Annotated in this window: 13 protein-coding genes (1 of these 13 only partly in view); 5 read left to right on the top strand and 8 right to left on the bottom strand. The window is 54.0% G+C overall.

The window, feature by feature from the left end; genetic code table 11:
* Nucleotides 1–59 precede the first annotated feature (59 nt).
* The 6 genes from ACJJIZ_RS00170 to ACJJIZ_RS00145 all read right to left on the bottom strand — a co-directional run bounded on the left by ACJJIZ_RS00170 (nt 60) and on the right by ACJJIZ_RS00145 (nt 6,561).
* On the bottom strand, nt 60–686 hold the full coding sequence (locus ACJJIZ_RS00170; protein ID WP_444895298.1) for a GntR family transcriptional regulator: 627 nt from the start codon (nt 684–686) through the stop codon (nt 60–62).
* Nucleotides 687–695: 9 nt separating this feature from the next.
* Nucleotides 696–1,868: a benzoate/H(+) symporter BenE family transporter gene (locus ACJJIZ_RS00165; protein WP_444914840.1), complete on the bottom strand. Its 1,173-nt coding sequence runs from the start codon at nt 1,866–1,868 to the stop codon at nt 696–698.
* A gap of 159 nt (nt 1,869–2,027) precedes the next feature.
* On the bottom strand, nt 2,028–3,311 hold the full coding sequence (gene hemL, locus ACJJIZ_RS00160) for a glutamate-1-semialdehyde 2,1-aminomutase (protein ID WP_282934422.1): 1,284 nt from the start codon (nt 3,309–3,311) through the stop codon (nt 2,028–2,030).
* Nucleotides 3,312–3,491: 180 nt separating this feature from the next.
* A complete protein-coding gene (gene thiD, locus ACJJIZ_RS00155; protein WP_413664269.1) occupies nt 3,492–4,277 on the bottom strand; it encodes a bifunctional hydroxymethylpyrimidine kinase/phosphomethylpyrimidine kinase in 786 nt (261 codons plus the stop codon).
* A gap of 82 nt (nt 4,278–4,359) precedes the next feature.
* Entirely contained in the window at nt 4,360–4,782 is a 423-nt protein-coding gene (hemJ, locus tag ACJJIZ_RS00150; protein ID WP_282934420.1) for a protoporphyrinogen oxidase HemJ, read from the bottom strand.
* Nucleotides 4,783–4,815: 33 nt separating this feature from the next.
* Nucleotides 4,816–6,561, bottom strand: coding sequence for a chloride channel protein (locus ACJJIZ_RS00145; protein WP_444914839.1), 1,746 nt, complete (start codon nt 6,559–6,561; stop codon nt 4,816–4,818).
* Nucleotides 6,562–6,737: 176 nt separating this feature from the next.
* Here ACJJIZ_RS00145 and argC point away from each other — a divergent pair, with 176 nt between their 5' ends.
* The 4 genes from argC (at nt 6,738) to erpA (ending at nt 9,574) form a co-directional block, all read left to right on the top strand.
* Complete coding sequence (gene argC, locus ACJJIZ_RS00140) at nt 6,738–7,784, top strand: N-acetyl-gamma-glutamyl-phosphate reductase (RefSeq protein WP_444916171.1); 1,047 nt, start codon at nt 6,738–6,740, stop codon at nt 7,782–7,784.
* Between the two features lie 53 nt (nt 7,785–7,837).
* Nucleotides 7,838–8,581: a DUF6776 family protein gene (locus tag ACJJIZ_RS00135; RefSeq protein WP_413664271.1), complete on the top strand. Its 744-nt coding sequence runs from the start codon at nt 7,838–7,840 to the stop codon at nt 8,579–8,581.
* A 33-nt stretch (nt 8,582–8,614) separates the two neighbouring features.
* Nucleotides 8,615–9,058, top strand: coding sequence for a bactofilin family protein (locus ACJJIZ_RS00130; RefSeq protein WP_282934417.1), 444 nt, complete (start codon nt 8,615–8,617; stop codon nt 9,056–9,058).
* Nucleotides 9,059–9,220: 162 nt separating this feature from the next.
* A complete protein-coding gene (erpA, locus tag ACJJIZ_RS00125) occupies nt 9,221–9,574 on the top strand; it encodes an iron-sulfur cluster insertion protein ErpA (protein WP_108731633.1) in 354 nt (117 codons plus the stop codon).
* A 23-nt stretch (nt 9,575–9,597) separates the two neighbouring features.
* Here the strand turns inward: erpA and ACJJIZ_RS00120 are convergent, their stop codons facing one another.
* Together ACJJIZ_RS00120 and ACJJIZ_RS00115 are read right to left on the bottom strand one after the other, a co-directional pair.
* Nucleotides 9,598–10,707 (bottom strand): anhydro-N-acetylmuramic acid kinase, encoded by a 1,110-nt coding sequence (locus tag ACJJIZ_RS00120; protein WP_444892707.1) that lies wholly within the window; start codon nt 10,705–10,707, stop codon nt 9,598–9,600.
* A gap of 15 nt (nt 10,708–10,722) precedes the next feature.
* A complete protein-coding gene (locus ACJJIZ_RS00115; protein ID WP_444914838.1) occupies nt 10,723–12,102 on the bottom strand; it encodes an OapA family protein in 1,380 nt (459 codons plus the stop codon).
* Nucleotides 12,103–12,378: 276 nt separating this feature from the next.
* On the opposite strand from ACJJIZ_RS00115, the gene tyrS reads away from it, so the two are divergent.
* Nucleotides 12,379–12,932, top strand: the start of a protein-coding gene (gene tyrS / locus ACJJIZ_RS00110) for a tyrosine--tRNA ligase (protein ID WP_444912061.1). The gene runs 751 nt beyond the window's last position; only the first 554 of its 1,305 coding nucleotides appear in the window; it begins with the start codon at nt 12,379–12,381; its stop codon lies beyond the right edge, outside the window.

The raw sequence follows: 12,932 nt of genomic DNA, 5'->3' as shown, positions 1-12,932 counted from the left end.
GGCAGCCATCATATCAAATTGCCGCAGTGGGTGATTTTCGATTGCTGAGGGAAAGCGGTTTAAAAATGGGGCTGATGTAAGTGCCTTACCAATAGTTTGCCGGCGGCTTCTATATGCTTTGCCAGCAGTGCGGCGGCTTGGTCCCCGTTTCCCTCTTGGAGTGCATTGAGTATTGCAAAGTGCTCGTCCTGACTGTTGTCCTGGTAATTCAGACCGTGGGATTGGTAACCGATATAACGCTCACATTGCCGGTGCAGTTGCTCGACGGTACTAAATAGCGTGGGTCTTGCAGCTGCCCGGTAAATACAGGCATGGAACTCCCAATTCATTTTTCCGATCTGCTCGGCGGAGAGTTCAGGTTTGGCTTGCATGGATTCCAGAATATCTCTGGCCCGCCCCAGAATCTCTCTATTAAGGTTTTCCAGTGCCAGGGATTGCAGCAGCGGCTCCAGGCGCATGCGCATCAGGTAGAGGTCTTCCACTTCAATAGGGTCAAACTGCGGCACTGCGACGCCGCGTTTTCCGTGTCCGGTTAACCAGCCCTCATTTTTCAATCTTTGTAGAGCGTCCCTAACCGGAATACGGCTCACGGCGTAAAGCTCTGCCAGTTCGGCTTGCTTTAGCACCTGGCCGGCGGCGAAGCGCCCATGCTGCAAGTCCGACTTAATTTTTTCGTAGAGGCCCATTGATGTTTATTAATTCCTGCGCTTGAAAAACCAGTAACACATCAGTCCCCCCAGCAGGCCCCAAAAGGCAGAGCTAATGCCGAAGAGGCTGATACCGGAAGCACTGATCAGAAAAGTGATAATTCCGGCTTCGCGACTGTCGGCCTCGGCTGTTGCTCCAGCCAGGCTGCTACCAATGACGCCAATCAGTGCCAAGCCGGCGAGGCCAGCAATCAGTGCCTGGGGAAAGGCACTGAATAATGCCACAACGCTAGAGCCGCAGAGGCCCACCAGCAGATAAAAAATACCGGCGGCAATGCCGGCGGTATAGCGTTTGTCGGGGTTGGGATGGGCTTCCGGGCCGGTGCAAATAGCAGCGGTAATAGCCGCCAGATTAAATGCAAAGCCACCAAACGGTGTCAGCAATAAAGAGGTGAGGCCGGTGCCACTAATAACAGGAGATATAGGCACTCTACTGTAGCCACTGGCGGCCAGGGTTGCCGCTCCGGGCAGGTTCTGAGAGGTCATAGTGACGATAAAAAGAGGAAGGCCAATGCCAATTAAAGTGGAGAGGCGGAATTCTGGCGTTACCCAAACAGGGTGTGCCGCTTGCCAGCCGATCTGGGCCGATGCAATGAGTTGCAACTTCCAGCAAGTCACCACTCCAGCCGCTAGTACCAAAATAATGGCATAGCGAGGCGCCCAACGGCGCCCGACTAGATAGGTCAGTAACATGATGCCGACCAATAGCGGTTGTGCCTGCAGAGAAGTAAATACTGAGAGACCAAATTGCAGCAGTATGCCTGCGAGCATAGCGCTGGCAATCGGTGCCGGCACCATTCGCGCTACCCGCTCAAAGGCTCCGGACAAGCCCACGAGGAGTGTTAACAGGGCGCTAAACGCAAAAGCACCAATCGCCTCTGCAATGGGGATGCCACTTAAACTGGTGGCCAAAAGTGCAGCACCTGGAGTCGACCAGGCAGTGATTACCGGGGCGCGGTAATACCAAGAGAAGGCAATACAGGTAATGCCCATTCCCAGGCCCAGGGCGCCAATCCAGGAGGTGATCATTGCTTCACTTGCGCCAGCTGCACGCGCGGCTTCAAAGACTATGGCGGCGGAACTGGCTACTCCAACCAGCACGGCGACAAAGCCTGCGCTGATGGCGGACAAGCTGGTATCTGAAAACGTTGAGCTTTTCAAAATGTATACCTTTTATATTTTGTATACATTTTTAGCTGTTAGCTTTTTTCAGCGCAATAACTTTGCGGTGAAGCGACTGGGGCTTTATTGGAGGGGGTAAAGTAAAACGTGTATAGAAGCAGCACCCGCAGGCTGCGGGTGCTGGAGAGAGGCGGGCAATTAGCCGAGGCGGGCGAAGACGCGTTCAGCGGCAGTGATTGTGGCCTCAATATCCTCATCGGTATGAGCTGCGGACATAAACCCTGCCTCATAGGAGGCCGGTGCCAGGTAGACACCTTCTTCCAGCATGCCGTGGAAGAAACGGTTAAAGCGCTCGTTATCGCAGGCCATTACCTGTTGATAGTTAGTTACTTTAGGTTCTTCGGTGAAGAAGAATCCGAACATGGTGCCGGCCTTATTGGCGGTGATTGGGATACCTGCGGCTTTACCAGCCGCCAGGATGCCCTCCACCAAACGGTCAGTTTTGGCAATTAAAGGCTCGTAGAAGGCGGGTTCTTCCACCAAACGCAGGGTTTCCAAGCCCGCGACCATAGCTACAGGGTTACCGGACAGGGTGCCCGCCTGGTAAACGGGACCCAGGGGTGCAATTTGTTCCATGATCTCGCGTTTACCGCCAAAGGCGCCAACGGGCATACCGCCGCCGATGACTTTGCCGAGGGTGGTGATATCCGCTTCGATACCGTAGAAGCCCTGGGCCCCGGTCAAGCTCACCCGGAAGCCGGTCATCACCTCATCGAGAATCAACAGGGCACCGTGCTGGTCGCAAACTTCGCGCAGGGTTTCCAGGAAGCCGGGTACCGGCGGAATGCAGTTCATATTGCCGGCAACAGGCTCGACGATGATACAGGCGATTTGATCGCCCAGCTCATCGAAGCAGCTGCGCACACTATCAGCATCGTTGTAGCTCAAGGTGATGGTGTGATCTGCCAGGGCGGCGGGAACGCCGGGAGAGGAGGGTACACCCATGGTCAGGGCCCCGGAGCCGGCCTTAACCAGCAGGGAGTCGGAGTGGCCGTGGTAGCAGCCCTCGAACTTCACAATCTTGTCGCGCCCGGTAAATCCACGGGCCAGGCGAATCGCGCTCATGGTGGCTTCGGTACCGGAATTGACGAAGCGCACCAGGTCCATATTCGGCCACAGGCGGCAGAGTTCTTCGGCCAGTTCGGTTTCCAATTCAGTTGGCGCACCGAAGCTCAGTCCCGATTGGGCCTGTTCCACCACGGCTTCAATAACTTCCGGGTGTGCGTGGCCCAGCACCATGGGGCCCCAGGACTGTACGTAGTCGATGTAGCGTTTCTCGTCTGCATCGTAGAGGTAGGCGCCCTCGGCACGGCGGATAAACACCGGGGTACCGCCGACTGCGCGAAAAGCCCGTACCGGAGAGTTAACGCCGCCGGGAATGTACTGCTGTGCTTCTGCGAAGAGCTGCTCGGATTTACTCATAAACTTATATTCAGGTTCTGCATAAAGGGCCTGGGGAGCATTATCGCGGGGGTGGCGCCTGAGGACAATGTGTAGATTGGCGACGACCGGTCACAGACTGTGTAGACAGAAGATCTCACCGTCATGGGGACGGTGAGACTGATCGGGGCAGGGGCGAAATTTGTGTCAGCAGCTCCAGGTTTAGCGTTCGCACCAGAACAGCCGGTTGGGAATCGGCCTTCCCATGCCCAGGCGCCGGCTGTCTTTGATCGCACTCCAGGCGTATTGCTGACTGCGGGTAACCGCTTCGATAATGGTCAGCCCGTGGGCGATATGGCAGGCAATGGCAGTAGCGAGGGTGCCGCAGACGCCATAGGCCGCTGGCTGCAAGCGCTCCCACTTGAACTCTCGCATGAGGCCGCGCTCATCGTAGAGCCGGTTCTGTAATTGTTGCTCGTGGGGCACGCCAGTCAGCAACAGGTAGCGACAGCCGGATTCGAGGATTTCCTGGGCCATGGCGTCGAGGACATCGGCCTCCACAGCCATGGCGCGAGCTTCCCTGCGGTTGGGGCACACCATGGTTGCCTTGGGCAACAACAGCGACACCATAGCCTCCCACAGAGGCGGGGCGAGTACGCTATCTTTGTCAGCCAGTGTGGCATCGGGGTCGATAACGACGGGAATATCCGGGTAGTCGTGGAGTACGCTGTGAAGCGCGCGCACATTCTCCACAGAGCCCAGGTAGCCGACCTTGATCGCGGCGATCGGCATGTCTTCCAAAACGGCTCGGGTTTGTTCAATTAGCAGGCTGTCGTCGACTGGGGCGACACCCAGCAATTCACCGGTATTACACACGCTGATGGCGGTAACTGCCGAGGCCGCATGGCAGCCGAGACTGACCGCTGTCTCAGTATCTGCGGCAATTCCGGCGCTGCCGCTGGGGTCGTGGTGAGTAACGGTCAGAATAACGGGCTGAGGTGTATCCATAAGTGCTCTACATGACGGCCATTAGCTGTGCGCCTAATTCTAGTTGCTGAGCGCCTTTGACAAGGAATGAATACGCGCCAAATTAAAATGGCTTTACGACAACCAAAATGACGATGGCGACAAGTGCAACTGCTGGGAACTCATTAAATATTAGGAAGTAGCGGCGGCTGCGGGTAACGGTTCCCCGGGCAAACTTGCGAACATAGGCGCCACAGATATGGTGATAGCCCAGGAGGAGAACAACAAAAGTCAGTTTTGCGTGCATCCAGCCAGCGGAGGTGTAGTAGGCCGGGTTCAAACTGTAGAGCCAAATGCCCAAGGCAACGGTGGCCAGCATGGAAGGAATGGCAATACCGCGATAAAGGCGGCGTTCCATAATACAGAAGCGGTCGCGACTAACGGCATCAGTGGCATCGACATGGTAGACAAACAGTCGTGGCAGATAAAAAAGTGCGGCAAACCAGCACACCATCGCAATAATGTGAAAAGCCTTGATCCACAGCATTGAAAGTCCCCTTAAAAGAAACGGGAAGAAAAATTACTTCCGGTAAAAGTTGTTAATTTGTAGCGGCAGAATAATGCCCGCCGTGCGATTGTCCAGCGAACCGCTTTTATGACGGCAGACATATAGGCCATCCGCGCCACTTCTCTCCAGCTTTTGCGAGGCCTCCAGCATTGTCGCTCGCCAGCTTAGGGACGCCAGCTGTTTGCGTTCGCCGGGTAGTCTCAATAAATCGATCATTTCTCCCGGGTCTAGTAATTTATCTGATGCGGAGGAAACTTGTTTTTCGCTCTCGGCCGCCTCTTTCGCACCACCGCGAAGAAAAGTTGCCAAGTCTGCTGCACGCAGTAGTTGCGGTGCCGGCTCCTTGGGTAAGTCGATAAGAATCCACTCGGGATGTTGATTAATTAATTCTGTTGCCGCGGCGCGGGTAATTTCCCTAGGAGTCACAACAAAGCTCTGATTCATTTCGCTGGCAACTCCGACACTGCTCAGCATTTGCTGTCGCCAACTCGGCATTCCCGCTTTATTCAGGGCTCGCAGCGTTTCGTGATAGAGACCGATAGTGGAAAAGAGTTGGCGGCTTACTAATGTGGCCACCACGATCATCATCATTCCAGGGAATAAAATATGTGGGTTATAGGTAAGTTCCAAGATAGCGAGTAGCGCAGCTAGAGGCGCATTGAGCATGGCAGCCATCATTGCCGCCATACCCACCATGGCATAAAAGCCGGGGCTCGCGGTGTGCTCACCCAGCCACAAGTTAGCCAGGCCACCGGCAATACCACCGATACAGGCACCGATAATCAGGCTGGGGCCTATTACCCCACCGGGAATTCCGAGCCCTGCCCCCAAAGCGGTTGCGACTAATTTCGCGGCGACAATAGCAATGAGTGTCGCTACCCCCAACTCCCCCAGCATTGCCATCTGCAAAGTGTCATATCCACCGCCCAGGATTTCCGGTACCCAGATACCCAAGGTGCCAGTAACAAGGCCAACTAAGAGAAATCGAAGAAGTGGGGAATAACGCTGCTGGGGAATCAAAATACGCTGGGAGCGGATAAATAATCCGGCGAGAACCCCAATAACCAGTGCGCAAACGAAAAGTAGCGGCAGCTCGGCAAGGGAATTGAGTTGAATCGCGGGTACATTAAAGTCAGGCTGGCTACCGAAAGTCAGCTGGGTAATGGCGCTACCGGCAACAGCCGCGAGAATTATCGGTAAAAAACCTGCCACAGTATATTCCAGCATCACGACTTCCATCGCGAATACCACGCCCGCCAGCGGGGTATTAAAGGAGGCCGCAATTGCTGCGGCTACACCACACCCCAGTAGGTTGCGACCGGAATTATTGGGGAGCTTCAGCGCCCTAGCTAACCAGCTGCCACTGGCTGCTCCCAGGTGTACAGCTGGGCCTTCCCGCCCCACCGAGTGGCCGCTAATTAAAATTATTGCGCCGGCAAAAAACTGTAGCAGGGCATTTTGCATTGGCATTTGCCCCTGGTGGTTGTAGAGCCGGTCCAGGACATGGACCACTCCCACCTGGCGGCGTCTGGGATTTAGAAATAAATAGATACATCCCACTACCAGAGAGCCGATGACTGGCAATGCGAAGCGCCAGAATGGGGAAAGGGATTCGTAATTTTGTGGGATTGATAAAAACAGCGTGGTCGGCCACTCCATCGCCAGCCGAAAAAGTACAGTTACCCCTCCGGCCAGGATGCCGGTGATCAGGGCCATCCCCAGCAAAGGCGCCAGCGCGTCTTTGGAGGAAAGCTGCAAGCGTATATTTTCGAGGCTGCCAGGCCTAACTAAATAACGCGAAAATGACTTTTTTAGCGAGTTCCTTGGGGGCTGTGACACCGCACATCCTTAAAATGCTGGGGCTTGTGGTAGAGTGCCTGTCTGGTTTTACGATTATCGTCTCAGTTGGCGGATATACCGGAGATTTTAGCAAGGTGATAAAAGTAGCGATTGTCGGGGGCACCGGCTATACAGGGGTGGAATTACTTCGGCTTCTCTCAACACATCCACAAGCGGAAGTTACCGCAATCACCTCCCGTTCGTTGAATGGTACCCCGGTTGCCGAGCTTTTCCCTAGCCTGAGAGGGCACTCGCAGCTGTCTTTCTGTAGCCCCAATCTCGAACAGCTGGCGGATTGTGACGTTGTATTCTTCGCTACACCTCATGGCGTTGCCCAGGCCCAGGTACCGGCACTTATTGAACGCGGAGTTCGAGTGATCGATTTGTCCGCCGATTTCCGTTTGAAAGATATACCTACCTGGGAGCAGTGGTACGGTCAGGCCCACGCCGCTCCGGAATTAGCTCAAAGCGCTGTTTATGGTTTGCCAGAAGTTAATCGGGAACAGATTGCCAATGCGCAGTTGATAGCCTGCCCGGGCTGTTATCCCACCGCGATTCAATTGGGATGGATACCGCTTTTGGAAAAGGGCCTGGTAGAACCTGGTGAGCTGATCGCCAGTGCTGCCAGTGGTATCAGTGGTGCGGGGCGACAGGGTAAGACTGACTTGATTATGGCTGAGAATAGCGACAACTTCCGCGCATATTCTGCCGCCGGGCACCGTCATTTACCCGAGATTGAACAGGGGCTTTGTCGAGTGCAGGCCACTGAATCCTCTCCCGCGCAGGTGACTTTTGTACCGCATTTACTTCCCATGATTCGCGGTATCCACGCTACTTTATTTGCCCGGTCAGTGGGGAAGGTTGATGCCGATGAGCTTCAACAGATCTTTGAAAACCGCTATAAAAATGAGCCTTTTGTAGATGTGATGCCGGCGGGCAGCCACCCTCAGACTCGTACGGTTAGAGGGACCAATATGTGCCGCATCTCGGTATTGCAACCCCAGGAGCGGGATACGGTACTGGTATTATCGGCCATTGATAACCTGGCCAAAGGCGCGTCCGCCCAGGCAATCCAGAATATGAATATTATGTTTGGCTTAACTGAGACGTTGGGCCTGGATAGCCCGGCACTGCTGCCTTAGAATCGGGTGTTTCCCGACAATCGATAAATCCCGGATAAGACTTAGCAGATTTCATGGTGCTCAAAGTTAAAGGCAGCAAGCAGTACCGCATGAAAGTGGTGCCTCATAAACCCTTCTCTGGTGTCATTGCCGTAGTGGGGGTCGTTTTTTTGGTATTAGTGACCTCGGCCGGGTCCTATTTCGCCGGGCAGTATCAGCTGCGCCAGAGCCTCGATCGCAAGACACTGGAGCATACTCAAGTACTCGATCGTGTTACCGCGCTTCAGAGTGAGAATGAATCCCTGCGAATGAGGGTTGCCACTGCAGAGCAGTCGCTGACTATCGGTGAGCAGGCGAGTGAGTCGGTGCGTGCGGAACTGGTGCAGAAAGAGAGCCAGATCGCAGAGCTAAAGCAGGAAATTTCTTTCTATCGCGGCGTCATGGCCCCTGAAGATGGGGGTGAGGGGGTGTCCATTGGACGCTTTATCCTCTCGCAGACCGGCGATCCAAAAAGTTACCAGTACAAGTTACAGATCAAACAGTCCGCAGCGCGTCGGGATGTTGTAAAAGGCACGGCCACATTTACCGTAGTGGGCCGTCAGGATGGGGAACCGAAGAGTTACCCTCTGAAGGAACTGTCGGAGCAGGTGGATAGTGAGTCGATTCAGCTGCGTTTTAAATATTTTCAGAATATCGAGGGAGAGCTGCGCTTGCCGGAGGGATTTGTGCCCGAAGGTGTGGAGTTGTCACTTAAATCTTCTGGGCGCAAGGGCTTTAATATTGAGCAGCGCTACGGTTGGTTAGTACAGGAAAGTTAGCATAGGTGCCAAAGGCACGAGGTTTTGGGGATTATGTTAAGAAAAAAAGAGAAACAGATAACTATGGCCAATACCGGTAGTAACCACACGACTTTGATCGCTCGTCAGACTGAGATCAGCGGTGATATCCACTTCCGTGGCAACCTGGTCATCGAAGGTAAGGTGCGTGGCAATGTTACCGCTCACAGTGATAGTGATGCGCGCCTGCAAATTGTGGATGGCGGCATCATTGAGGGTGAAATTCGTGTGCCTCAGGTAGTGATCAATGGCAATGTCAAAGGGGATGTGTTTGCTGCGCGCCACCTGGAGCTCGCTTCCAAGGCAATGGTAGAAGGCAATGTACACTATAAGCTGATCGAGATGCTGAAAGGTGCCCAGGTAAACGGTGCCCTGGTATCCAGTGCCGACTTGAGTAGCGCGGGTGAGCCCCATATGCTCGGCTATTCCGAAGATGAAACTGTCATTGAAGCCTCTTAAGTCCGGGTAGTATTGGCTGGCGCTGGTACTTTGTTGTACCGGCCCACCTGCCGGTTAATACTTGACTGAATTGCTGGGTTTAAGCAAGATGACGCCCCCGGGGCTGCACTCGTTATAACTTTTATACGAGCGGTGAATGTCCCGATGAGTTGAGAGAGACTTATGTCAGAAGCTGTATCCTTTTCTCCCGCGCCACTCGTGGTCACAGACAAGGCTGTGGCCAAGGTAAAAAGCCTGTTGGAAGAGGAGGGCAACCCGGAGCTGAAACTCAGGGTGTTCGTGACCGGAGGCGGCTGTTCCGGTTTCCAATACGGTTTTACCTTTGATGAATTGGTTGCCGAAGATGATGCCATCATAGAAAAGGATGGCATTCAGGTCTTGGTGGATGCGATGAGCTACCCCTACCTGGTTGGCGCCAATGTTGATTACGAAGAAGGCCTTTCGGGGTCGCGCTTCGTAGTACAAAATCCCAATGCGTCCGCTACCTGTGGCTGCGGCTCCTCTTTCTCTATTTGAGAAATCCTAACCCGTCCTATTGATCAGGGCGGGTAAATAGCCCCTAGAACCGCCTCTTTCTGCGCGCCAGTCACTCCCGGGCAATTACCGGGCAGCCCTCTCAATGTCTGGCGGGCCAACCAAGCAAATCCAACGGCTTCGAGCCAGTCTGCGTCAATACCGTAACTGCCCGTGTCAGTAATAGACCAGGTGGGCAAGCGGCGCTGTAATCGTGTAACCAAGTCCTTGTTTTTTGCCCCGCCCCCGCAAGTGAGCAGCTCGCCGCCTTCGGCAAAATTATGCACGGCGTCGGCGATACTGGCTGCGGTCACTTCAGACAGGGTCGCCTGCACATCTACCGGCGCCACTTCCAAACCGGCGCAGGCCTGTTCGAGCCAGCTGGGGTTAAAAGTTTCACGGCCAGTACTCTTGGGTGGCTCGGCGGAGAAATAGGGATCTGAAAGCAGGCGGTTGAGAAGTTCAGCATTGGCGCGACCGCTCGCGGCCCAGTCTCCATTTCTATCGTAGGGCTGGTTTTTGTGTAGGTTCACCCAGTAGTCGAGTAATGCATTACCTGGACCTGTGTCATAGCCGTAAACCTGGCCATCTGCCGTCAGCTCAGTGATATTGGCCATCCCCCCAATATTGACCACAGCACGGCTTCCATCAGTTTTGAAAGCGGCCTGGTGAAACGCCGGCATTAAAGGCGCTCCTTGACCACCGAGAGCGATATCCCGGCGACGGAAATCCGCAACGGTGCAGATGCCCGTCAGTGCTGAGATGGTGTTGGGGTCACCGAGTTGCAAAGTAAAGGGAGAAGTCACTGTGCCTGGGGGGCGGTGGCGTACGGTTTGGCCGTGACTGCCAATGGCGGTAACAGACTGACCCTCAACACCGGCTCGGGCTAGCAGGGTATTGGTGGCTTCGGCAAAAACCTGTCCCAGTTGCCGGTCTAACTGTCCGGCGCGATCCAACTCTGAAGGGCCGGGGGCACAGAGGCTGAGGATAGCCTCGCGCAGGCCGCTGTGAATCGGGTGGGCTAGCGCAGCCAGGATACGGGTGTTTATTTTTTCTTCATCGCCAAAATCGACCAGCACCGCGTCAATGGAGTCAACGCTGGTGCCGGACATCAGGCCGATAAACAGATCGGGCATATTCGTTGGCGCTTGTTAGGGGCTTTCTTCATCCAGTTGAGCCAGAGCCGGCCCCTGGAAGTTTTCTAGTTTCGCCAGAAGTGGCTGGGTCTGGTTTTTAAAACGGATCATCTCAGAAGTCGGTACCGACTTTGCCTTGGGCAATTTGCGCACAATGGTGGCGGGGTTGCGATGTCTACCATCCACCAGGAATTCGTAGTGCAAGTGCGGGCCGGTGGCATAACCGGTAGACCCCACAGTGCCAATAACCTGGCGCTGCTTAACGCGCTGGCCCTTTTTGACTTTGCGCTTGGTCAGGTGGAGATAGCGGGTTACATACCGTTCGCCGTGCTGGATAAATACGTAGTTGCCATTGGGCTTGCTATAGCCGGACGCGATAACCCGACCATCGCCAGTAGAGTAAACGGGGGTGCCTCTTGGAGCGGCATAGTCGGTGCCATTATGAGGTCGGCGTGACTTGAATACTGGGTGCAGGCGGCTCGGGTTGAAGTGAGAGCTGATGCGGACTATGTCCAGTGGTGTGCGGATAAATGCCTTGCGCATACTTTTGCCTTCAGGCGTGTAGTAATTGGCATCACCACTGTTATCCACATAGCGTACAGCGCTAAAAGTTCTTCCTTGGTTGGTAAAACTGACCGCAAGGATAGGACCGTTGCCAATTTTCTCCCCATCCAGGAACAACTCTTCGAACATCACACTAAAGTTGTCGCCCTTGCGAATATCGAGGGCAAAGTCGATATCGGAGCTGAATACATCCGCCATCTCCATTATCAGGCTGTCACTCAGCCCAGCATCGCTACCGGCCAGGAATAGGGAACTATCGATCTGGGCCTGTCGGTAAGCCGGATGGCTGTCGGGCTCACGAGTTATCAGTGCGTGTTCAAACTTATCTGCATTTGTGCGGGTAAACTCAATTTGATTGAGTCGATCTCGCTGCAATTTCAGGGACTGCAGCTGGCCATCATTATTTGTTTGAAAGGTCAGCTCTTCGCCCGGAGTTAGACGTGCCAGCTGTTTTGCCTCTTTGCCGCTACCCAGAAGCTGGTACATCTCTTTGGCGCTGATTTTTGCACGTTGAAATAGGTCTGACAGGGTATCCCCGTTACGTACTTCAAGGCTCAACGACTTGACCGCCTCGACACTGACGTTAAGCAGTGGCGTTTCCGCCGGCGTATAAGTGAGAGCAGGTTTGGCTTCAGTGCTGTCGCCGCTTGTGACCTCTGAAAGTTTGACTGGTAGGGATGTGCGCTTAGAGGAAATCTCCGGTGAAGGAATCAGAACGGCCAGTATAAGGACAAAGGCTGCGATGCCAGCGGTCAGCGCATGAACGCGGGGAAAATGCTTGGGTAAGCCGCCAATACGGAGGCCTGTACTCGATTTACGATGGTTTTGCATGGCGTTAGCGGATGGTACTGGCGGTCGTTGTTATTTGCGCTTGAAAAACTGAGTGTCTAAAAAACAGGCATTGGAGGGGCTTTATAGCAAAAAAGCCGCCTTGGTTCACGAGATAATTGACACGTCTTTGCACGGTTTGGTTCCTCATGAATTTTGTTTTTAGTGCGGATGCTGGGCTGCTGCACGCTTGTATTTGCCGCAAACTTCGGTAATGTTGCAGCGCATTTTGCCGCCGCTTGGTGGCGCTAATTTCAAGCCTATATATGAGGGGAAAGCATGGCTGGGGTCGACATGACACTGCTTGAAGACTTGGACCGTCGCGGATTAATTAATCAAGCGACTGGTGACGGCGAACTGACGCAGCATTTGTCGGAGAGTCGAACCCTGTATTGCGGTTTTGATCCCACTGCAGACTCCCTTCATATAGGCAGTCTAGTACCGTTGCTGACCTTGAAGAGGTTTCAGGCGGCAGGGCATAAACCAATTGCACTGGTTGGCGGTGCCACGGGGCTGATTGGTGACCCCTCTTTTAAGGCTCAGGAGCGCAGTTTGAATACCCCCGATATTGTTGCGGGTTGGGTAGACAAGCTGAAAAGCCAGGTTTCCCAATTTATCAATTTCGATTGTGGGGAAAATAGTGCCATTGTCGCCAATAACCTCGACTGGACTCGCGACCTCAATGTGCTCGATTTCCTGCGCGATGTCGGTAAGCATTTCTCTGTTAACAATATGGTTAACAAAGAGTCCGTTAAGCAGCGTATCCAGCGTGAAGGTGAAGGTATTTCCTTTACTGAGTTTTCCTACATGTTGCTCCAATCGATGGACTTTTC

Source organism: Microbulbifer maximicatervae (SeqCode) (assembly GCF_052467225.1).
This window is presented reverse-complemented; position numbering and strand designations above follow the sequence as displayed.